This is a genomic window from Bacteroides muris (ex Fokt et al. 2023) (assembly GCF_024704895.1).
GTDB lineage: Bacteria > Bacteroidota > Bacteroidia > Bacteroidales > Bacteroidaceae > Bacteroides > Bacteroides muris.
The window spans coordinates 1-21252 of sequence record NZ_JAMZEE010000051.1 but is presented as its reverse complement, the minus strand read 5'-3'; the positions used below and the strand labels follow the sequence as shown (position 1 = coordinate 21252).

Genomic DNA, 21252 nt, shown 5'->3' with positions numbered 1-21252 from the left:
AAGTTATGATGAACAAGATATATCCCCGTAAGGGTGACACGCAAACCGTTTATTTGAATGCTGTCGTAAAAGACCCGTCTATCGAAATAGGCGACTATACCATTTACAATGATTTTGTTTCAGACCCGTGTCTGTTTGAGCAAAACAACGTATTGTATCATTATCCCATTAACCATGAACGGCTGATAATTGGAAAGTTCTGTTCTATTGCTTGCGGTGCAAAATTTCTGTTCAACTGCGCCAACCATACCCTGAAATCTTTATCCACTTACACGTTCCCGCTGTTCTATGAAGATTGGGAATTGGATAAGGCAGATGTGGCTTCTGCTTGGGACAACAAAGGCGACATCGTAATAGGCAATGATGTATGGATAGGCTATGAAGCCGTTATTATGGCTGGTGTCCATATCGGTGACGGGGCTATTGTTGGTACAAGGGCGGTTGTGACGAAAGATGTTCCGCCCTATACCATTGTAGGTGGTGTCCCTGCCAAAGAGATACGAAAGCGGTTCAGTCCTGATATAATAGAACAGATGCAGACTTTGAAATGGTGGGACTGGTCGGTAGATAAGATACGGGAGTTTTTGCCTTATCTGAAAGATGGACGTTGGGATAAATTACAGGCAATATGAAATCAATCAAGAATCTAATTTCACTTGATTATTTGCTGATGGCATTATTGGTTATCGGCATAATGTATATTTGGTATAAAGAATGGTGCGATTTAGAGAAATTGGAAGTTCAAAATCGTCATATAAATACTTTTCGCCAAGAATCGCACAAAATATTTGTTTTTCTTATTGAGCTATCTTTATCGGGCGAGACAGTATTGGAATGGGAATATGCAGATTTGGAACATTACCATTATCAACGAATGGTAATGGACAGTATGCTATGCCGTTTCAAAACGATTTATCCGACAAAGCGCATAGACAGTGTACGCCATCTTCTTGAAGATAAGGAACGACAAATGCGTCAAATCGTGCAGGTACTTGAACAGCAACAAGCCATCAACGATAAGATCACTCGTCAAGTACCCATAATCGTACAGAAAAGTGTGCAGGAACAGCCGCAAAAACCGAAGCGGAAAGGATTTCTCGGCATATTCGGCAAGAAAGAAAAGCCAAAGCCAACCGTGACTACAACAATGCTCCGTTCCCTCGACCGGGACATGATAGCCGAGCAACGGGCGCAAAGCCGCCGTCTGTCGGAACACACCGACAAGCTTGCGGCACGAAACGCGGAACTTAACCGGCAACTACACGGATTTATACGCCAGATGGATAAAAGGTGCAAGCCGATCTGCAAAAACGGGAAGCCGAGATAACCGCCATGAGGGAACAGTCGTTTATGCAGATAGGTAGCCTGACAGGATTCGTCCTCCTTCTGCTGGTAATCTTATATATCATCATACACCGTAATGCCAACCGAATCAAACGGTACAAACAGAAAACGACTGATTTAATAGGACAGTTGCAACAGTCGGTAGAGCAAAACGAGGCTCTGATAGCCTCCCGCAAGAAAGCGGTGCATACCATCACCCATGAACTGCGCACACCTTTAACGGCAATAATCGGTTATACTGCGTTGATGGAAAAAGGGAATGATGCGGATAAAAAAGAGCGATATGTCCGTAATATCCGGCAATCTTCGGAACGGATGCGTGAAATGCTCAACACGCTACTGAGTTTCTTCCGTCTGGATAACGGCAAGGAGCAGCCTAATTTCTCTCCTTACCGGATTTCGGCAATCACGCATATTCTTGAAACGGAGTTTACGCCCATCGCCATGAACAAGGGACTTGCTCTTGCCATAACCAATCAAACGGATAGTATTGTCTTGACCGATAAGGAACGTATCTTGCAAATCGGCAACAACCTGTTGTCAAACGCCATCAAATTCACTGATAGCGGTGGTGTATCTTTGACGACTGATTATGATAACGGTATTCTGAAAATTACCGTCGAAGATACGGGTACAGGCATGACCGAAGATGAACAGCAACGTGTGTTCGGTGCGTTTGAACGTTTGTCAAACGCTGCCGCAAAGGACGGCTTCGGATTAGGTCTTTCCATCGTTCAGCGTATCGTGTCAATGCTCGGCGGCATAATCCGGCTGGAGAGCGATAAAGGTAAAGGAAGCCGCTTCACAGTGGAAATTCCTATGCAGACAGTCGAGGAACTACCGGAACAGATAAATCAAACACAGATTCATTGTAACCATGTATTCCATAATGTGATTGCCATTGACAATGACGAGGTACTGCTCCTTATGCTGAAAGAAATGTATGTACAGGAAGGGATACACTGCGATACCTGTACCAATGCGGCAGAACTGATGGAAATGATACGCCGGAAAGAATACAGTCTGCTTCTGACCGATTTGAATATGCCGGATATAAACGGCTTCGAGCTGCTGGAACTGCTACGCACCTCCAATGTGGGCAATTCAAGGACCATTCCAATTATCGTAACAACCGCTTCGGGTAGTTGCAGCAAGGAGGAACTTATGGAACGTGGATTTGCCGATTGCCTGCTCAAACCGTTCTCCATATCGGAGCTGATGGAGGTTTCAGATAAATGCGCCATGAATGTGGTGCAAAATGAAAAACCGGATTTCACATCCCTGCTATCCTACGGCAATGAATCCGTCATGCTGGAGAAGTTGATAACGGAAACTGAAAAGGAAATACAGGCGGTCAAAGATGCGGAACGGCGGAAAGACCTTCAAGGACTGGATGCCCTTATACACCACTTGCGCAGTTCGTGGGAGATATTACGTGCAGACCAGCCGTTAAGGGAACTTTATAAACTGCTTCATTGTAAGGATACACCCGATTGGGAGGCGATACATAACATATTGACAGTCGTGCAGGATAAAGGTTTGAAGATTATCCGGCTGGCAAAAGAAGAAAGGAAGAAATATAATAATGGATAAAACAAAAATTATCGTGGTGGAGGACAACATCGTGTATTGCGAGTTTGTCTGCAACCTGCTGGCACGGGAAGAATTCCGTACCGTGCAGGCTTTCCACCTCTCGACAGCGAAGAAACTTCTGCAACAAGCCGCTGACAATGATATAGTAGTTTCTGATTTGCGTCTGCCCGACGGCAACGGTATCGACCTGTTGCGTTGGATGCGCAAGGAAGGCATGACGCAGCCGTTCATCATCATGACCGACTATGCCGAAGTGCATACGGCTGTGGAAAGTATGAAACTCGGCTCGTTGGACTACATACCCAAGCAGCTTGTGGAAGACAGGCTCGTCCCTTTGCTACGGAACATATTGAAAGAACACAGTGTTGGACGGAGCCGTATGCCCGTCTTTGCCCGTGACGGTTCCGCCTTCCAGAAAATCATGCACCGGATAAGGCTGGTAGCCCCCACCGATATGAGTGTGCTGATCTTCGGAGAGAACGGCACGGGCAAGGAGCATATCGCCCACCATCTGCATGACAAAAGCAAACGTTCAGGCAAGCCTTTCGTGGCTGTGGACTGCGGTTCGCTTACCAAAGAACTTGCGCCGTCGGCTTTCTTCGGACACGTCAGAGGGGCGTTCACGGGTGCGGACAGCACCAAGAAAGGTTATTTCCACGAGGCGGAAGGCGGTACGCTGTTCTTAGACGAGGTGGGCAACCTCGCACCGGAAACCCAGCAGATGCTTCTGCGAGCCATACAGGAACGGCGGTTCCGTCCCGTTGGCGACAAGTCTGACCGGAGTTTCAATGTCCGCATCATCGCCGCCACCAACGAGGATCTGGAGAAGGCGGTCCATGAAAAGCGTTTCCGGCAGGACTTGTTGTACCGTCTGCATGACTTCGAGATAACCGTCCCGCCGTTGCGCGATTGTCAGGAGGACGTCATGCCTCTGGCTGAGTTCTTCCGTGAAATTGCGAACCGGGAACTGGAATGCGATGTCATCGGCTTTGACGGGGAAGCCCGCAAGACATTGCTGACCCATGCGTGGCCGGGCAATGTCCGCGAGCTTCGTCAGAAAATCATGGGCGCGGTGTTGCAGGCACAGACGGGTCTTGTCACGAAAGAGCATCTGGAACTTGCCGTGACGAGGGCGACCTCACCTGTCAGCTTCGCCCTGCGCAGCGATGCGGAAGACAAGGAGCGTGTCTTATGCGCGTTGAAGCAGGCGAACGGTAACCGCAAGGTTGCCGCCGAACTGCTCGGGATAGGACGTACGACGCTGTACAACAAACTGGAAGAATATGGATTGAAGTATAAATTTCAGCAATCATAGTCCATAATTCGCTGAATTTAGTTACCCACAAAAGTATGTTTTTTCAAAAAATAGTATTATATTTGCATTTAGAAAAAGTGTTCTTTTGATTTAATGCAAAACGAGGTAAAATACAGAACTTCGCTTGTTTCTAAATCGTTACCCATCAAGAAACGAATCTTTGCAAACTATTCAAATTCAGCGATAAAGACAATTCGTAATGTCTTGCGCAGTGATAGGTCAAACGCACCTTGAAGCCGCATTGTCTGCCTATATCTTTGAGTATTTTGTTACAACTGCCGTTACTCGGAACGGGGAAAACATGACCGTTCCGAGCCAGCCCCTTGTATTTCTCTATGATACGTTTGGGAACGTCCAAAAGACGGATGTTCGATTCGGTGTTGGTCTTCTTTCTTCGGGTGATTATCCAAAGATTGCCGTCGAAGAATGTTTGCAGGCGGTCGGTGGTGAGGTTCTTCACGTCTGAATACGCCAAACCCGTGAACACAGAAAAGACGAACAAGTCCCGTACAAGTTCATGGGTGGCGTTCTTCATGGGTGCGTCCATGAGCGTCTGTATTTCCGTTTGGGTGAGGTAGCCCCTGTCCACGCTTTCGGGAGAGTTGATATATCCGGCAAAGGGATTGAACGGCAAACGCCCGTCGTTCCTCGCAATGGAAACGATGTGTTTCAACACAATCATGTAGCCCCACACGGTATTGGTGCGACATTTCTTCTCCGTGCGCAAAAAATACTCGAAATCGTTGATGAACGTGAGGTTAAGTTCCTTTAACGGAATATCCTCACGTTTGTAGGTATGAGGCAAAAACTCCCGAATATGGTTGCAGACCGTCCGATAACGGGTAAATGTACCCTGCGCCCTGCTGTGCCCGACTTTCTTCTCAAATTCGGCGTTGTGCTGCTCGAACAGCTTCAGCAAAGTTTCCTGCTTGATGCCGATACCGAGATAGGCGTCTTTGAGTTTGGCGGCGGTAACATAACCGTCCGTCTGCATCAGTTCTTGGTAGCGGCGGTTTACCTCCACACGGATTTTATCTACCGCAAGATTGATTCTCTGCGCTTCGATGCTCTTGCCCGAAGCACGGTTGTTCTTCACGTCCCACAAGCGTGGGGGAACGTCCATCTTGCAACTGAACTGTTTAATTTCGCCGTCCACCGTGATACGGCACATTAAAGGCAGGTTGCCGTTCGGCTTCTCGCTGCCTTTCTTCACGTAAAATAACACCTTGAATGTACTACGCATAACTCACTCCTTTTTTTGGTTACAAAATTAGTTATTAGTGAGTTACCGACAGCTATGTAAATCGACGCAAAACGCAGAAACAGAACATTTTAGCAAGGAATATGCACCCGTTACGGGAGTAACGAGGTGGTAACTGAACTTCTGCACTGTTTGGCTTCGAGGTGGTATTTCGTTGGCTCTGCCCCATAGAAAAACAAAGCGTAACGAACGCTCTATCAGCTAATTCGCTACGCTTTGCCCAAATTTACTTTTTCGCTATGTGTTTATTTTATATCTTCTGCTGGCATGGAGTTTTGCTCCTTTAATATTGTGTATAATACCTTCATTAAGGTATTCCTTTTTTCTTACGCCAGAAGGAGGATATACTACATTTAGCGGCTTTGCTATGCATCGTAACTTTTATGGTATTTTATTGGGAGTATTGTATTTATTGTTATGTGTAAAAAAAATGTCGTTCCTGTTAAAAATTGTATTATTAAATGTTCTATTGTTTTGCATGATTTTATCGGCCAGTAGAACAGCTATTATTTCTTGTATTACAATTACTTGTTCTTTGATTTATTATAGTAAATCCATAAAAAGAAAAACGAAAATTCTCTTTTTTGCAATTACAATAATACTTTCATCTGTTATTTATTGGGTTTTGACAACTCCAGAGTTCTCAATGCGGGAAATAGACGAAGATTTAGGAAGGGAAGATATAATTACTGGTTTTATTGAGTTAATACAAAATAGCCCGTTTTGGGGATATGGCGAAGAAGTGACGTATTATTCCAGACTATTTCCCAATGGTGCTATAGCGCATAACTTTCTATTACAAACAACGGCTAATTATGGAATATTTGTGACTTTGTCTTTTGTAATATTACTGGTCATCGTTTTTTATTATTCCAAGCCTTTTTCAAAGATTATTCTCTTATACTTAATCATTTGGGGACTAACTCAACCTTATTTTGGATTTGGTACTTTTTCGCCTCATGTTCTCATCCCCATGTTTGTAGGATATTTCTTAGATAACAATATGTCAATACAAAAAAATAAGTTTTAGAAATGAGAATATTATATTGTATCAGCTCTTTGTTTAATTCAGCTGGTATGGAACGAATTATAACAGCAAAGGCAAATGCATTGTCGCAAATGGGACATGAGGTAATAATTGTTACTGCTGAACAGAGAAATCGTCCTATCTTTTTCCCTTTGCTTCCATCGGTAACTCATCGTGATATTGCTATAAACTATACTGAGAATAAGTCTTTTTTTGCAAAATTAGTAAATTATCCTTTTAAAAGAAGAAAACATGAAAAAGCAATAACAAAAATACTTTTAGAGGTTAAGCCGGATATTTGTATTTCTACAATGGGCAATGAGTTCTTGTTTTTGTGGAAAATAAAAGACGGAAGTAAGAAATTGCTTGAAGTACATTTTTCCAAAGGATATAGGCTGATGTATCAGAGGAATTTCTTGTGGCGTATAATTGATTTTTATCGGTCAAAACAAGAAGAGAGAAAGGCTGCGAAATATGATAAATTTGTAGTGTTGACACATGAAGACAAACAACATTGGAAAGGTCTGAATAATATAACTGTTATTCCCAATTTTGTGACTTCACCTACTGTTGATTTAAACTCTTTGCACATTTCCAAAGAAAACATTTTGATAGCTGTGGGGCGACTAACTTATCAGAAAGGTTTTGATAGGCTCATTGCTGCATGTTCTCTGATTAAAGAAGAACTGGAAGGATGGAATATTTGTATATATGGTAATGGTGAGTTGAAACAGAAATTGGAAAGTCAAATTAGGAAAAATTATTTGTCTGATATTATTCGGATATATCCAGCCACAAATCGTATAGATTTAGTCTATAAGAAAAGTAAATGTTTGCTTTTCTCTTCCCGATTCGAAGGTCTGCCAATGGTTTTAATAGAAGCTTTATCTTACGGGATTCCTTCTATCGCTTTCAGTTGTCCTTGTGGTCCACGTGATGTCATTCAGGACAATAGGAATGGGGTGCTGGTACAAGACGGAGACATCATAGCTTTTTCAAAAGCCATAAAGAAATTTATCAATGATGAATCACTGCAAGAAAAATTATCACGAGGGGCTAAGGATAGTTCTGCTTTTTTTACTAAGAAAAACATAATAAAACAATGGAATCACTTGTTTGAGGATTTATGTAAGTAATATTATTCTCAATATGATTTCTGTGATAGGATAAAGATGGTTTATTTGTATAGTTTACTTGTTGTTTATGAAAATTGCATATTTAGTACCTTCATTGATTAATAGAGGTCCAGTAATAGTTGTGAGAGATTTAATAAATGTAATGACAGCCTATGGGCATCAATGTACTATTTATTATTTTGATGAATTGGAACATACTAATATAAATTGTCCAACGGAAAGAATTTGTATGCGAAATTCTATCAATTTTAATGATTTTGATGTAGTTCATAGTCATGGTATAAGGTCTGATTTCTATGTGTTTTTACATAAGCCTTTGGCTTGCAGAGCAGTTTGCATATCTACTGTACATAGTTTTATATTTGAAGATTTAGCTTCTCAGTATAATAAATTGGTTTCTTTTATAGTCGGAAAATTCTGGATACAAATACTTAGTAGGCATGATAAAATTGCAGTATTAACAAAAAAAGCATTAGAGTATTACAAAAAAAAATTGCCTGAAAACAAATTGAAAGTGGTTTATAATACTCGGATTATTAATACCAATAAAAAATTGTCGTTAGAAGATAGGGAACATGTGTTAAACTTTAAGGGGAATTCTGTATGTTTAGGAATCAATGCCATGTTAAGTCCTATAAAAGGTATTGAACAAGTAATAAAATCTTTGTCTTTGCTAGAAAATGTGAAATTATGGATTGTGGGCGATGGGAAATCTATGTCTGCTTTACAAATGTTGTCAGATGAATGTGGAGTCCGTTCAAGAGTGCATTTCGCAGGCTATAAGGAAGAGGCTTTTAGATATTTGGAATATTACGATGTGTTTTTAATGCCTAGCCGTTGTGAAGGTTTTGGACTTACATTATTAGAGGCTGCTTGTTATAAGGTGCCTACGGTTTGTTCAAATATTCCCGTTTTTAAAGAATTGTTTTCTTCCGATGAAGTCTCTTTCTTTGAATTAGACAAAATAGAATCATTAGTTAAAGCTATAGGACATGCAATTGGTAACAAAAACTTGGCATCCAATATGAATAAAAAATATGTAAAATGTTACTCTCCTGACTCTTTCTATAGGAATTATTTATCAACGTATGCAGGATGATTTGTTCTTGAAAAGGACTATAATAAGTCTTTAAAAATCTTCTCAAAAGGCTATGATTTTGTCTTATGTAGAATTATGGCAGAAGGCTTGTGAATAGCTATGAATCCTTAAATAATTCATTTTATATAAATGTCCTCCAACTATTCTGTATTGATTTCGGTCTATTATAAAGAAAGACCGCTTTATCTGAAGTCTGCACTTGATAGTGTACTGAATCAAACGCTTCCTCCTTCTGAAATCATATTGATTAAGGATGGACCTCTCACTGCTGAATTAGAAAATGTCTTATCTTCTTACGATACTAATTTGCTTAAAATTATTCCTTTGCCTAATAATTTAGGATTAAGCAAGGCACTTAATATAGGCTTAAAACATTGCAGTTATGAGTTTGTGGCTCGTATGGATACAGATGATATTTGCTATCCATACCGTTTTGAGAAACAAGTTCTTTTTTTTGCAATCACATCCTACGACAGATATTGTGGGGGCCTATGCGACTAAAATTGACGAATGTGGAAATAATCTTGAAGAGGTTATAAGGGTTCCGGTTTCGCATGAGGATATTGTTCGTCTGGTCTGGACTTGTCCCTTGAATCATCCTACTGTGATGTATCGAAAAAATGCAATCTTATCAGTAGGTGGGTATAAGCCTGATGCCGGTCCGCGTCAGGATGATTATGATTTATGGTTCAGGTGTGCAGAAAAAGGATTGCATTTTGCCAATATTTCGGAACCATTGTTGCATTATCGCTTCTTTGCTGACAGTGTGAGAAAAAACAGTATAGAAGTAGGTTGGCATAGAATGAAAATAGGTTTACGTGGCTGTAGAAGACTTCATTTATCTTTCATTGCATATATTGGAGTTTGTATACCCTTTGTCCGTTCTTTATTGCCATATCCTTTAAATGTTTATTTTCAAGGGCTGATGAATCGCATGAATCCCCGTAAAATGAGAGAGTAAATAGGAATATCTTATATGCTATTTCTGGCAAGTAATTAATGACCTACCTTTGTCCTCGGTAAAGGCTTTGTCCCTAACTGGTAATCACGTTTCTGGTCAGTATATTTTATAGAATAATTCCATGAACATATTAATCACTGGAATCCACGGCTTTGTGGGCTCCAATCTTGTTATTGCCCTAAAGGAACGTCATTGTCTTTACGGGCTGGATATTGTCGCTCCTGAAAAGGAGGGAGTGATAAATACTTTTTCCTGGAAAGATATTGAACCGGTTTCTTTTCCTATACGGAATCTTCCTGAATTCGATGCCATTATCCATCTGGCAGGTAAAGCCCATGATACGAAGAATCAGTCTGCTGCCCAAGCTTATTTTGACATCAATACGGGATTGACCCAAAAGATATTTGATTTCTTTCTGGAATCGTCTGCGAAGAAGTTCGTATTCTTCAGTTCGGTAAAAGCCGCTGCAGACAGTGTGGTGGGTGATATGCTGACTGAAGATGTGCTGCCTGCTCCGGTAGGCCCTTATGGGGAAAGTAAGATAGCTGCCGAGAATTACATCCTTGACAAGTTAAAGGTTGAGAATGGAAAATTGAAAGCTAATCCTTATGATGACAAGCAGGTTTATATCCTTCGTCCCTGCATGATTCATGGTCCCGGCAATAAAGGCAATCTGAATCTTCTTTATAATGTGGTGAGGAAAGGTATTCCCTGGCCTTTGGGGGCTTTTGAGAACAGAAGGTCTTTTATTTCGATAGGCAATCTTTGCTATGTGCTGGAAGGGCTGTTGACCAAGGAGGTGGCGAGTGGTATCTACCACATGGGAGATGACGAGGCCTTGTCCACAAATGAACTGATAGTTTTGATGTGTCGGGCTTTGGACCGTCAGCCGCATATCTGGAAGATAAACAGAGGACTGATGGAATTCTGTGCCCAGCTTGGGACTCTGTTCCATTTGCCTTTGAATGAAGAGCGTCTACGTAAGTTGACAGAGAATTATGTGGTGAGTAATGCGAAGATAAAGGCTGCCCTGGGTATTGACAGAATGCCGGTGAGGGCGGAAGAGGGAATATTAAGAACGATAAAATCGTTCTTGGATTAAAAATTAAAGAGGAAAATACAGTTATGTATTATCTGATTATATTGGTTCTGCTGTTTTTGGCAGAGCTTTTTTATTTTAGGGTGGCTGATAGGTGCAATATCATCGACAAGCCCAATAACCGTAGTTCCCATACGAAAGTGACTTTGCGTGGTGGTGGGATTATTTTCTATTTCGGGGCGTTGGCCTATTTCCTGACGAGTGGCTTTGAATATCCCTGGTTCCTGCTTGCCTTGACACTGGTGACGTTCATCAGCTTCGTGGACGACATAAAATCCACCGGACAGATGACAAGGCTGCTTTTTCATTTCTCTGCCATGGCCTTGATGTTTTATCAGTGGGGCTTGTTCTCCTTGTCCTGGTGGTGGATAGTCATAGCCTTGATAGTCTGTACGGGTATCATCAATGCCTATAATTTTATGGATGGCATTAACGGTATAACCGGCGGTTATTCTCTGGTTATTCTTGCTGCCTTGGCTTATATCAATAAGGAGGTGATTACTTTTGTGGAAGCGGATTTCATCTATACCGTTATCTGTTCCGTTCTTGTTTTCTGTTTCTTCAATTTCCGCAAGAAAGCCAAGTGCTTTGCCGGTGATGTGGGCTCCGTTGGTATCGCTTTCATCCTTCTTTTCTTGATAGGAAGACTTATCATTGGAACGGGTGATTTCAGTTGGATAGTCCTTTTATCCGTTTATGGTGTGGATAGTGTACTGACTATCATTCACCGCCTGATGCTTCATGAGAATATCGGTTTGCCGCATCGCAAGCATCTGTATCAGATTATGGCAAATGAACTGAAGATTCCTCATGTAATGGTTTCTTCTATTTACATGGTAGTACAAGCAATCATAGTCGTAGGATATATAATGTATATGGATTATGGATATTGGTATCTGATAGGTACAGTTATTCTTCTCAGTCTTATATACATATGTTTCATGAAAAAGTTTTTTAGGCTACATCAATTTTAGTATTTTTCATCTCCAATCAAATCTGGAACAATCTTTCAAAGATTATTTGTTTGAGAATAAGATAAAAGGAGAGCTATACGGCATCTCCTTTCTAATTATTATTTCTTTCTCGATTTATACTTTCCACGTTCACATCCGAAAGTATTATGAGAGTAAGCGTATTCAATTATTTCAGTAATATCATAATCCGGAATAAGCTCTTCGATGAATGATTTGGCTCTGTCTTTCTCTACTCCTGCCTTACATAGAACGCCAGCATAGGACATCGCCGTATTGTTCCTTCCGTTAGCTAAAGATTTTCCGGTCCAGATTTTCCCAAGGATACGGATTATACTATCATCAGAAACAACTTGTCTGCTCAGAGTGTTCAGGAACTTGGCTACGTAAGAATCATCCTCCGTCATTATTTCATTTCCGGCTTCATCCTTTATTATGGTTTCTGTAACAGTTTCGGGTATAATTGGTTCAGAGGTGGATGGGACAAAGTGAAACGGCTCAGGTTTAGGATTTTTCCATAGGTTCGGATCATAGCTCAGAAAATTACCTCTCGCCAAATCTACCGTACTCGTATCTTTCTCAGGACAATCTAAGAGTTCCAAGAGCTGATTATACAAGTCATAATGGTAAAGCGGCTCATAGTTGTCATGGAGAATAACCGCTTTATAACCCTTACCGCTTGGAGTAACGTAATAGGCATAGACACATGAGAATCCTTGTAACCATTTTCCGAACTCATCCATCTTCTCCGGCTGAATATGGTCGAAATCCAGAGCCGTGAATGAAGAGTAGTGGATCAAACCGCTTCTGTTCTTCGTCTTGAAAGTTCCGTTCCATGTTACAGCCGGAAGTTTCATCTTGGCTTTCTCTTTTTCTTCCTTGGTCTTGGCTTTCCTTACCGCATCAACTTTCCCGGCTACATGATAATAGCTGTCGGTCTTGATTATATCCAGTACCTTGTCTATATCATATTCTTCAGGGTGATTGATATCTGTAATCCTGCCGAACAATGATATTTTTTTTCGGATATGGGATGCTATCTTTAATACAGCTACCTTTTTACCTTCCATTCGATTGGTCCTGTCCTCACAAGTCAAGTAATCGGAAATATCAGAAGCACTTGGATTACCGGGAATATCGAGTTTGGAATATATGTTTTGAAGCAATTCCTTGACCTCCGCTTTCGTATAGTCCTTTCCAACCCTCAGCACTTTTATCAGTTCCTCTGCTATTTTATCTTTAGGAAGTCTATCAAAAGGAGCAGGTTCAATGGCTTGTCTGATATAGTCCTCTCTCCAATGCAATGCTTCAAATCCTTCCTTTCCGAGAGCATCATAATAGGTCTTGAATTTCTTCTCTATAAAGGTACATTCATCCAACAAATCAGGAATAGTATCATGGAGTTCGCAATACATTTTTGCTTTTCTGGAGAATTGCCCGTCCTTATTCCACTCGCTGAATAATTTCTGTATCTCAGGATTGTCACTGTCTGTTGCTCTGATAACATTTACACCGGAACTTAAAGCCCTGTACATGGAAAAGTCACTCCGATAAATCCGGTCTGAAACTTCCCAGGCTCTCCGTTCCGCTATTTCAAGGATTTCATTTTTGCCTATTCTTATGTTATTGTCCTTATCCTTCACGATACAGCAATAATGATCCTTATGCCCTTGTTGTCTGATTGTATTCTCCATTACCTCCAACTGCTCGTTCTTGTTGGGGACAGCTTCATAATTTTCGATTTGTCGGTTGGTCCTGTCGTTCTTTTCCCTGATTGATTTCTCCAGATCCTCTTTCGTTACCTTTGCTTCCCGTGTATTATAATATAAGGTGGCCGAGTTACGGAAAGGGTTCTCTTCCAGTCTCTGCCTTCCTATGATTTGTTGAAGATCCACAGAGACATCTATCGTCATGCTGCTTACTTTAGGATTGGCGAAAATATAGGAATAGGCATTGGTTGAATAGAAGTCGGCTCCCACATAGACAGTCGAGGTGCAGAAGGTAAACATTTTATGTGGCTCTCCCTTACCCGGAATCTCTTCTATCCTGAACTTCATTCCGGTCTGCCTTGATAATTCATCCAGTTTCTTTATATTGTCACTCTTGGAAGAACAGATGATAGTGGTCTCTTCCGGTTTCAATCCGGACTTCTTGATAATCTTCTTAATCTCGGAAACAGAATTGATATAGAAAACGACTTCCTTCGCTATAAACTTTTCGCCGTTTACCATCGTACTCCTGCCATTTCCTGAACGATATTTCTCTATCAGTCCCATACATAGTTCCAATACTGATTTTCTGGACTTTACTACCTCTACATCGGGTAACTTTGTCATATTCTCCGGCCAAAGTAATTCATAGACGGGCAGAGACTTGAACTGTTCCGTCATATCCAGATAAGATTCAAGAAAAGGAGTAGCGGAGAGATAGATTACTTGGGTAAACCTTTGTAATACTTCCGACAATTCATACTCGGTCGTAGGTTTGAAATGGCAGTCATAGAAAATAACCTGAAACTCATCAACCACGATGATCCATTCACTCAGATTCTCCCCTAAGCCAACCAATACTTCCACGATTTTCCCAAGCGAGTCATAGGTCGTAAGTATCTTGTTCCCTCCATGTTTGATATATTCAGCAAGATCATCATTAAAAGCCAGTATCTCTTTTTCACTACCTGTCTTACTTTCAAAATACTTCTTTTTGTCTCCCTGAAAACGGTAGAGATGAAGGTGGTCGGAAAGATGCTGGGAATACTTGTTATAAAGGAGCTGTTTCCTTGGACCGGCCAGGATTACTTTTTTGTCGGAACGGATATACATTTCAGTAGCACCACAACCACAAATCCGTTTATTGAGGATGAAAGGCTGGTCATCGGGTAGTAAATTCTCTAGTTCATCCCAATCCGATAAATACTTGATACCGGACGGAACATCTAATTTTATTTTCTTCATTATTCTATAGGTTTTGATTAGTGGGTTGGTCAGAGACAGAAGCCTATATGAAGTATGAATATAGTACATAACCCCGAAGGGATGGAATAATTTATCTACATAAATGCTTACTCTTTAAGCTTTTGTACATGATTTGCAACATTTTTTATTCCACCTTGTCTTCCAGTTATGTCATACATTCCACTTACGTTCCACGCTCTTGTCTCCGACCAACCCAGATTATTCATTTATTGATTGTCCGGCAGCTTGAAATTGGGATTGTTATGGTTTAGTTCTTTCTCCAGCTTATCCATATCCTCTTTCTTCCTTTCCATATATTCTTGATACTCAGGACTGCTTTCTTCCACCCATTTAAGATTATCTGCATGAAAATCCTTGTAATCCATGTTCTTATGAAGTACCCTTGGCCTTTTCATTGTAGATTTATCCCCATCTACATATTCTGCCGCAGCCATCAGATCATCAACATCCGCAGTCTTATCTTCATAGTTTTCCCACTTATTCTTTCGCCTATAGGAAACATAGGGATGCTCTATTGCCTTCATCGAATCTGTGTCGCTGTCTCCGATTTCTTTCACAATAGGTAATGCTTTTTTCTTATCAAGTATTGTTCCATCAACTTTCACTTCCAAACCATTATCTAATTTACGTTTGGTGGCTGTTGGTTTATACTTCCTGACCTCTTTCCATTCAAGATTATTGGCTTGACAGTTTCCTAAGTCGCCATCTTTATGAATCAGAATATATTTCTTTCCGTCTTTAGGCATGGGGTTATAAGCATCGGCAACTAATTCATCCAACGGAACATTCTTAGGTTTGACATTCAGAAATTTGGATCCATCAACATTGGTATGAATCTGTAGAAATCGGTTCCAGTCAGTAGTATTATACTCTTTATAAACACGAGTGCCAGCCCAATTTACTCGAATGCTATATTTCTTACTAATTCTCAATATTACATTACTTACTACTATATCAAGTGGTATCTTTTTATTACTCTTTGCCATTTTTCTTATTGGTTTTAATGGTTAATAAAATGTTTCTCTCTTCACTCAGGTATTTTACTAAAGAGTTATAGGCTTCGGTTCTTCTACGTTTTCTTGGAACTACAGCAAGAAGTTCACTCAATGTCACTTCAATGCTGAGACCGGAAATGAAATGTTCCTCACCTATATACCTTGTCAGTGCCTCAACGTCATTCTTGAACTTTTCAGGCGTGATACTTACTTTCTCTACGATAACATCAGGAGCAGTATTTTCCTGACGATTCAATGAAGATTCTGAACCTCCAATGGATATATTTTTTATTTTTAAAATCATTTCAGGAGTAAGGATTAGAGGGTTACGGAAGAGTGTTTTAGCGGTTTGAAGCGGATTATGGCTCCCTCAGGTTAAGAAGGAGCTATATTAATCATTAAAGGCTCCAAACATCATCCATCAGTTCTTCTATCCTTTCATCCGTCAGTTCTTCTCCTTGATATTTCATTTTGTCAGAAAACTCATTGAATACATAATACATACAATACTTATGACCGAATACAACTCCTTTCGAGGATAACCACCTTACTTCCCCTGAATCGGATTCGAAGAAGTACCCATTCTTACAAATATCCAGGAAGAAGAGATCTTTCCCGAATTTTGTAGAATCAGAGAAATCCTCAAAAAATATCTTTGTGAAAAAAGCGGGAATTTTCCCTTCCAGGTTATCAGGATATATCATTCCCAGCGTCATGTCATCACCCCCATATTCAAGAACAAACTCTTTGGTCAGACAAGGAATTAAAAACTCTTTCATTTCCGGCCAGTTCATGCCGATATAAGCGATATAATCATCTCCCAGGTTAAAAGAAGGAAAAGCATGAGTATGTGAACCTATATCTGAATGGTCTGATTTTGAATAATTCTCATACAGATTGTTATTATCCCTTATCTTTTGACTGATTTCATTCATAAGACAGGCATTGTTCCCTAAATACTCATACATTACTTCACATAATGATTCATATCCTTTTTTACTCTGAATTGGCAATCTATAGGATGGAAATAAATTGCCGTTGTTACAATTAAATTGCACCATGATTCTTTATTTTGATTTGATTATTAGTTTGTTAGACTCTGTTTCTGTGATATTCTCAGGCATAGGAGGCCTGTAATGAAAAATATCTTATTTCCCATCATCTTATTTTTTTAATAAATTTTACTTGTAAGAAAGTAAGCAGGCGCCTATACTTACTTCATAATTAGAATTTCATATATCTGCCGGGAATCGTTTCAATATTTATTTCCTCATCCTTAACAGCAGATTGTTGTAGAGCGTACCAAAGGTTCAGGTCGCTACTTACAACAACCAGTTTCTTTTCCAAACCGTTATCAAGGGAAGTTATAAGATCACCGTTCCCATCAACTATAGACACTCTACGTATCAGATAATCACTGACCGGAATAACATGTACTATGACATTATCTGTAGGACACATTATCTGACATTGTAGCTTGTTGATAATTCCGGTATCAAGTTTGGGCTTTTGGGGGAGACAGATACTATATCCATCCTCCTTAAATTGTTTCAATGTTTTCATCTTCTGAGCATTGTTAAGAGAATCCCCATCACCTCTCACATGATGGGGAAACCGGGATTAGTGTTTAAGATTGAAATCAGCAAATAATTCGTTCAGCTTGGTGATAATCATGTTATCCTTGCTCTGATTGGCACTCTTCTTCATCTGGCTTATTTCCTGTGCATTGGTAGCTCCTATGCCTTCAAGAAATGCAACCAACAGATTCATGGCCTCACTCCGTTTCATATCCCTTTTTATCAAGGAGTCCAGTTGCTTGTAAATCCATTCCGGTAATACTTTCCAACCGAGAACCTTGGCTGAATTCCCTTCAAAAGACTTGGCAGCTGCTTCATAAAGCTTCTTGTCTTCTTCAAATGATGTAGTATCAGCCAGTTCCTCCAGTTTTTGATCATTGGTTGAAGCCTTGATGCAGACTGTCTTTGAATTGGTTTTGCCACCATTTACCCAAGACCATGCAGCGGAATCAGATCCGGTTTTGGCTTTCTCCTTTACCCACTCCAATTTTTCAGTTGATATACCTTTTTCTTTGGCGGTAGCAAGAAGTTGTGTCACCCAATCCATACCATCCCAAGGGTTCGTTGCTGAATTGGCCTCTCTCAACAACGTGGGAACATCATACTCGCTTATAAGAGGAAGATAGACATAACCCTCATATTCCGTCTTACCCTCTTTCCTTAGTTTCTTGTTCAACTGCCTGAGAGCCTCCATGCGGTGCTGCCCGTCAATTACAATAAGGATAAGATCGAGGTTCGGGGTATCCTCTGTGATTGGATTTCCGTTTTCGTCTTCCAGTTCCAGTCCCGCTTTTAGGCAAACAATGGCAGGTACGACAAGGAATGGAGATATGATACCTTTGCAGGCCAGAATGGAAGCTATTTTTTTCTTGACCTGTTTCGTATCAATATCACGGTTAATCTTGATACGCCCGAAAGTATAACTCATTCCAAGCAGTACAGACAAGGGGTAGATCATTTCCCATGTCAGCTTCATCGGTACTGCTTCTGGGGCTTCATCTTTGTTTTCTTCTGAATTAGTTTGTTGTGCATCACCAGCAGATGCACCTGCCTGTAAATCCTTATCCTCTACAGTGGATTCTTTCACATTTGACCCTTGCAGATCCAGTGTGGAAACTGCTTCATCGATTAGATTCTTTTCCATTGTACTTTTAACTTTTAACGTTAAACTTGTTTTTCTTGTCACTCACACGTAGGATTTCAATTACTTTAGGCAGTTCAAAGATCACTACCTTCCCACATTGCAGGGTTGCATCATCAAGCAGACCACAAGCTTTCCAACGGTTGACTGTTGAAACGGAAGTACCAAAGAATCCAGCAAGTCCCTTTACCCCTATTATGAATTGGGGGATACCGGAACAAACCTCTTTCGGAGACGCTTCATCCCTTTGATTTGTTTTTATTACTCCCAGCTCCAGGCCGGCCATCCAAAAATCTGCAACAGTTGCTTGGAACATCGCTTTTTCTAACAACGATTGTACTTCATTTTTTTGCTGTGCCATCTTTTTTAAATTTTTAGTTCGTTATACTTTTTGTCTTAATGACGTAGCAAAGGTAAGATGGGAAATAAAGGGATGATTTACTTGGGAACAGCCACAAACTCATATGCTTATTATATCAAAGCATTGCTTATCAGTAAATTATATACAATTATTTTTTTTTACGGTAATGCAAAATATTGGGATTCTGGGAACATTCTGGGAACGCTTTGGGAATAAAAAGTGTATCATGGTGTATATTCCAATGGAGAAGAAACAGACGTTATGTTCAAATGATATTTAAAACGTCTTTGAGTGATGTTAGAAAAGCGAACGGAAGATTATTTGGATAGTAACGAAAGGTCGGTAGTCCATGCCAGAAAAACATTACGAAGGATTTTTGGGACATATTCTTCACAGCCTTTAACAGGAACAGGTTAAATGAGTATAAAAGATCGGGGGAGTAAGAGGGGGAGTATCAGAAAAAAGAAAACCTCCGAGATGTTGATTCTCAGAGGCTTATCTTATCACTTGTTTTCCTTAAGCGGTGCGTACGGGACTCGAACCCGTGACCCCATGCGTGACAGGCATGTATTCTAACCAACTGAACTAACGCACCATTATTTCATTTCTTAGTTACTATCTCTCTCGATTGCGGTTGCAAAGGTAGACATTTTTTTTATATCTGCAATAGCTTGAAAGAAAAAAAAACATCTTTTTTTCAACACAACTTGATTATAAGAGATTTATGTTACCTTTGCAAAACCAAATTAATATTGAAATCATGAGAAATACTCCTATTGAACGTAAGTTGATAGATGAAACTATCGCAGATTTTCATATCACAGACTTTGCCAAAGCAACCATCCGTGAAGTAAAAGCCATTGCCGCCAATGCCGAAACAGCATCAGGTGTGGAATTCATAAAAATGGAAATGGGTGTACCCGGACTCCCCCCCTCTGCCGTGGGCGTAAAGGCCGAAGTGGAAGCTTTGCAGAATGGCATCGCCAGCCTCTATCCGGATATAAACGGACTTCCCGCCTTGAAGCAGGAAGCATCACGTTTTATCAAAGCCTTTATCAATGCAGATGTGGCCCCCGAAGGTTGCGTACCAGTTACCGGCTCCATGCAAGGAACTTTTGCTTCATTCCTCACGTGCAGCCAGTGCGATGAAAAAAAGGATACCATTCTCTTCATCGACCCCGGTTTCCCGGTACAGAAGCAGCAGTTGGTCGTAATGGGACAGAAATATGAAACCTTTGACGTATACGACTACCGTGGCAGCAAGCTGAAAGCGAAACTGGAAAGTTACCTCAGCAAGGGTAATATCTCTGCCATCGTCTATTCCAACCCTAACAATCCCAGCTGGATTTGCCTGAAAGAAGAAGAGTTGCGCATCATTGGCGAACTGGCAACCCAATATGACGTCATTGTTCTGGAAGACCTCGCCTACTTTGCCATGGACTTCCGCCAAGACCTGAGCAAACCGTTTCAAGCGCCTTACCAACCTTCCGTGGCACACTATACAGACAATTACGTGCTGCTCATTTCCGGTTCCAAAGCGTTCAGCTATGCCGGCCAACGCATCGGTGTAAGCTGCATATCAGACAAACTGTATGACCGCGTCTATCCCGGGCTGACACAACGCTACGGAGGCGGAACCTTCGGCACAGTATTCATCCACCGCGTACTCTATGCACTCTCCTCCGGCACCAGCCACTCTGCGCAGTATGCTCTTGCCGCCATGCTTAAAGCAGCCAATGAAGGTCAATACAACTTCCTTGATGAAGTGAAAGTGTACGGCGAACGTGCTCACCGCCTGAAGGAAATCTTCTTGCGCCACGGTTTCCATTTGGTATACGACAATGATTTGGGTGATTCCGTTGCCGACGGTTTCTACTTCACCATCGGCTATCCGGGTATGAGTAGCGGAGAACTTGCACGGGAATTGATGTACTACGGCGTAAGCGCCATTTCGCTGGTAACTACCGGAAGCCATCAAGAAGGATTGCGTGCCTGCACTTCCTTTATCCAAGACCATCAGTACGACCAACTGGACGAACGTATGGCAATTTTTGCCGAAAATCACCCCGTCCAATAAAAGACAGTCCTATATGCCCCTATCAATTGATGCCGGTATCCCACCACAATCGGGTGCCGGCATTGCCATCTCCACCCAGCGCCTCTACCACAGCGGCATACCGTTCGGCATTCTCCGTCTTCAGTCTGCCAGAAAAGTTCAGATGGCGAACGAATGTCCCGGACGCTGCATACGCTCTATAAATTCCTCCAAGCAATCCGTCCTATAGAAAACAGCCCTAAAATTAACGTATAAATAGTGTAGTAACGTGAGTTCGGGATAAGGAACGCCATGAAACAGTTGAATCGGCAGCTTGAAAAAGTTGCCGATTCTTTTGGTAG

General features: G+C 41.0%; 18 protein-coding genes, 1 tRNA gene and 2 pseudogenes. 12 read left to right on the top strand and 9 right to left on the bottom strand.

Going from position 1 to position 21252, the window contains the following annotated elements; translation table 11 throughout:
* Positions 1 to 5 precede the first annotated feature (5 nt).
* From M1B78_RS16030 to M1B78_RS16020, 3 genes and pseudogenes are all read left to right on the top strand, one after another.
* A complete protein-coding gene (locus M1B78_RS16030) occupies positions 6 to 632 on the top strand; it encodes a CatB-related O-acetyltransferase (RefSeq protein WP_257941220.1) in 627 nt (208 codons plus the stop codon).
* A pseudogene (locus tag M1B78_RS16025) lies at positions 629 to 2937 on the top strand (hybrid sensor histidine kinase/response regulator). The gene M1B78_RS16030 and the pseudogene M1B78_RS16025 overlap by 4 nt, the downstream one beginning before the upstream one ends.
* On the top strand, positions 2930 to 4252 hold the full coding sequence (locus M1B78_RS16020) for a sigma-54-dependent transcriptional regulator (RefSeq protein ID WP_257941219.1): 1323 nt from the start codon (positions 2930 to 2932) through the stop codon (positions 4250 to 4252). The pseudogene M1B78_RS16025 and the gene M1B78_RS16020 overlap by 8 nt, the downstream one beginning before the upstream one ends.
* Before the next feature lie 199 nt (positions 4253 to 4451).
* Here M1B78_RS16020 and M1B78_RS16015 read toward each other — a convergent pair.
* Positions 4452 to 5495: pseudogene (locus tag M1B78_RS16015) on the bottom strand (site-specific integrase); the annotation flags it as partial.
* 259 nt (positions 5496 to 5754) lie between these two features.
* On the opposite strand from M1B78_RS16015, the gene M1B78_RS16010 reads away from it, so the two are divergent.
* The 7 genes from M1B78_RS16010 (at position 5755) to M1B78_RS15980 (ending at position 11809) form a co-directional block, all read left to right on the top strand.
* The gene (locus M1B78_RS16010) at positions 5755 to 6543 is read left to right on the top strand and encodes an O-antigen ligase family protein (protein WP_257941218.1); all 789 of its coding nucleotides are present in this window, start codon (positions 5755 to 5757) and stop codon (positions 6541 to 6543) included.
* A 2-nt stretch (positions 6544 to 6545) separates the two neighbouring features.
* A complete protein-coding gene (locus M1B78_RS16005; RefSeq protein ID WP_257941217.1) occupies positions 6546 to 7676 on the top strand; it encodes a glycosyltransferase family 4 protein in 1131 nt (376 codons plus the stop codon).
* Between the two features lie 121 nt (positions 7677 to 7797).
* On the top strand, positions 7798 to 8775 hold the full coding sequence (locus tag M1B78_RS16000) for a glycosyltransferase family 4 protein (RefSeq protein ID WP_257941216.1): 978 nt from the start codon (positions 7798 to 7800) through the stop codon (positions 8773 to 8775).
* A gap of 129 nt (positions 8776 to 8904) precedes the next feature.
* Positions 8905 to 9276, top strand: a complete 372-nt coding sequence (locus tag M1B78_RS15995) for a glycosyltransferase (protein WP_257941215.1) — start codon at positions 8905 to 8907, stop codon at positions 9274 to 9276.
* A complete protein-coding gene (locus M1B78_RS15990; RefSeq protein ID WP_257941229.1) occupies positions 9158 to 9736 on the top strand; it encodes a hypothetical protein in 579 nt (192 codons plus the stop codon). Before M1B78_RS15995 ends, M1B78_RS15990 begins: the two co-directional genes overlap by 119 nt.
* 121 nt (positions 9737 to 9857) lie before the next feature.
* A complete protein-coding gene (locus tag M1B78_RS15985) occupies positions 9858 to 10838 on the top strand; it encodes an NAD-dependent epimerase/dehydratase family protein (RefSeq protein WP_257941214.1) in 981 nt (326 codons plus the stop codon).
* 23 nt (positions 10839 to 10861) lie between these two features.
* Positions 10862 to 11809 (top strand): MraY family glycosyltransferase, encoded by a 948-nt coding sequence (locus M1B78_RS15980; RefSeq protein ID WP_257941213.1) that lies wholly within the window; start codon positions 10862 to 10864, stop codon positions 11807 to 11809.
* A gap of 98 nt (positions 11810 to 11907) precedes the next feature.
* Here M1B78_RS15980 and M1B78_RS15975 read toward each other — a convergent pair whose 3' ends face one another.
* The 8 genes from M1B78_RS15975 to M1B78_RS15940 all read right to left on the bottom strand — a co-directional run bounded on the left by M1B78_RS15975 (position 11908) and on the right by M1B78_RS15940 (position 19450).
* Positions 11908 to 14760 (bottom strand): BT4734/BF3469 family protein, encoded by a 2853-nt coding sequence (locus M1B78_RS15975; RefSeq protein WP_257941212.1) that lies wholly within the window; start codon positions 14758 to 14760, stop codon positions 11908 to 11910.
* A gap of 227 nt (positions 14761 to 14987) precedes the next feature.
* On the bottom strand, positions 14988 to 15767 hold the full coding sequence (locus tag M1B78_RS15970) for a hypothetical protein (RefSeq protein WP_257941211.1): 780 nt from the start codon (positions 15765 to 15767) through the stop codon (positions 14988 to 14990).
* Positions 15754 to 16080, bottom strand: a complete 327-nt coding sequence (locus M1B78_RS15965; protein WP_257941210.1) for a hypothetical protein — start codon at positions 16078 to 16080, stop codon at positions 15754 to 15756. Before M1B78_RS15965 ends, M1B78_RS15970 begins: the two co-directional genes overlap by 14 nt.
* Before the next feature lie 94 nt (positions 16081 to 16174).
* On the bottom strand, positions 16175 to 16837 hold the full coding sequence (locus M1B78_RS15960; protein ID WP_257941209.1) for a hypothetical protein: 663 nt from the start codon (positions 16835 to 16837) through the stop codon (positions 16175 to 16177).
* 163 nt (positions 16838 to 17000) lie between these two features.
* A complete protein-coding gene (locus M1B78_RS15955; RefSeq protein WP_257941208.1) occupies positions 17001 to 17339 on the bottom strand; it encodes a hypothetical protein in 339 nt (112 codons plus the stop codon).
* A gap of 57 nt (positions 17340 to 17396) precedes the next feature.
* On the bottom strand, positions 17397 to 18497 hold the full coding sequence (locus tag M1B78_RS15950) for a hypothetical protein (protein WP_257941207.1): 1101 nt from the start codon (positions 18495 to 18497) through the stop codon (positions 17397 to 17399).
* A gap of 7 nt (positions 18498 to 18504) precedes the next feature.
* Positions 18505 to 18855, bottom strand: coding sequence for a DUF3853 family protein (locus M1B78_RS15945; RefSeq protein ID WP_117867116.1), 351 nt, complete (start codon positions 18853 to 18855; stop codon positions 18505 to 18507).
* Positions 18856 to 19376: 521 nt separating this feature from the next.
* Positions 19377 to 19450: transfer RNA gene (locus tag M1B78_RS15940), tRNA-Asp, on the bottom strand.
* A gap of 165 nt (positions 19451 to 19615) precedes the next feature.
* On the opposite strand from M1B78_RS15940, the gene M1B78_RS15935 reads away from it, so the two are divergent.
* On the top strand, positions 19616 to 20932 hold the full coding sequence (locus M1B78_RS15935; RefSeq protein WP_136010362.1) for an aminotransferase class I/II-fold pyridoxal phosphate-dependent enzyme: 1317 nt from the start codon (positions 19616 to 19618) through the stop codon (positions 20930 to 20932).
* Between the two features lie 13 nt (positions 20933 to 20945).
* Positions 20946 to 21140 carry a hypothetical protein gene (locus M1B78_RS18800; protein WP_328515066.1) on the top strand — a complete coding sequence of 65 codons (195 nt, stop codon included), beginning with the start codon at positions 20946 to 20948 and terminating at the stop codon, positions 21138 to 21140.
* The last annotated feature ends 112 nt before the right edge of the window (positions 21141 to 21252 follow it).

Excerpts from the sequence above, each read along its gene's own strand:
- M1B78_RS16030 (WP_257941220.1), top strand. The coding sequence starts at position 6 with ATGATGAACAAGATATATCCCCGTAAGGGTGACACGCAAACCGTTTAT.
- M1B78_RS16020 (WP_257941219.1), top strand. The coding sequence starts at position 2,930 with ATGGATAAAACAAAAATTATCGTGGTGGAGGACAACATCGTGTATTGC.
- M1B78_RS16005 (WP_257941217.1), top strand. The coding sequence starts at position 6,546 with ATGAGAATATTATATTGTATCAGCTCTTTGTTTAATTCAGCTGGTATG.
- M1B78_RS15995 (WP_257941215.1), top strand. The coding sequence starts at position 8,905 with ATGTCCTCCAACTATTCTGTATTGATTTCGGTCTATTATAAAGAAAGA.
- M1B78_RS15990 (WP_257941229.1), top strand. The coding sequence starts at position 9,158 with ATGAGTTTGTGGCTCGTATGGATACAGATGATATTTGCTATCCATACC.
- M1B78_RS15985 (WP_257941214.1), top strand. The coding sequence starts at position 9,858 with ATGAACATATTAATCACTGGAATCCACGGCTTTGTGGGCTCCAATCTT.
- M1B78_RS15980 (WP_257941213.1), top strand. The coding sequence starts at position 10,862 with ATGTATTATCTGATTATATTGGTTCTGCTGTTTTTGGCAGAGCTTTTT.
- M1B78_RS15975 (WP_257941212.1), bottom strand. The coding sequence starts at position 14,760 with ATGAAGAAAATAAAATTAGATGTTCCGTCCGGTATCAAGTATTTATCG.
- M1B78_RS15970 (WP_257941211.1), bottom strand. The coding sequence starts at position 15,767 with ATGGCAAAGAGTAATAAAAAGATACCACTTGATATAGTAGTAAGTAAT.
- M1B78_RS15965 (WP_257941210.1), bottom strand. The coding sequence starts at position 16,080 with ATGATTTTAAAAATAAAAAATATATCCATTGGAGGTTCAGAATCTTCA.
- M1B78_RS15960 (WP_257941209.1), bottom strand. The coding sequence starts at position 16,837 with ATGGTGCAATTTAATTGTAACAACGGCAATTTATTTCCATCCTATAGA.
- M1B78_RS15955 (WP_257941208.1), bottom strand. The coding sequence starts at position 17,339 with ATGAAAACATTGAAACAATTTAAGGAGGATGGATATAGTATCTGTCTC.
- M1B78_RS15950 (WP_257941207.1), bottom strand. The coding sequence starts at position 18,497 with ATGGAAAAGAATCTAATCGATGAAGCAGTTTCCACACTGGATCTGCAA.
- M1B78_RS15945 (WP_117867116.1), bottom strand. The coding sequence starts at position 18,855 with ATGGCACAGCAAAAAAATGAAGTACAATCGTTGTTAGAAAAAGCGATG.
- M1B78_RS15935 (WP_136010362.1), top strand. The coding sequence starts at position 19,616 with ATGAGAAATACTCCTATTGAACGTAAGTTGATAGATGAAACTATCGCA.
- M1B78_RS18800 (WP_328515066.1), top strand. The coding sequence starts at position 20,946 with ATGCCCCTATCAATTGATGCCGGTATCCCACCACAATCGGGTGCCGGC.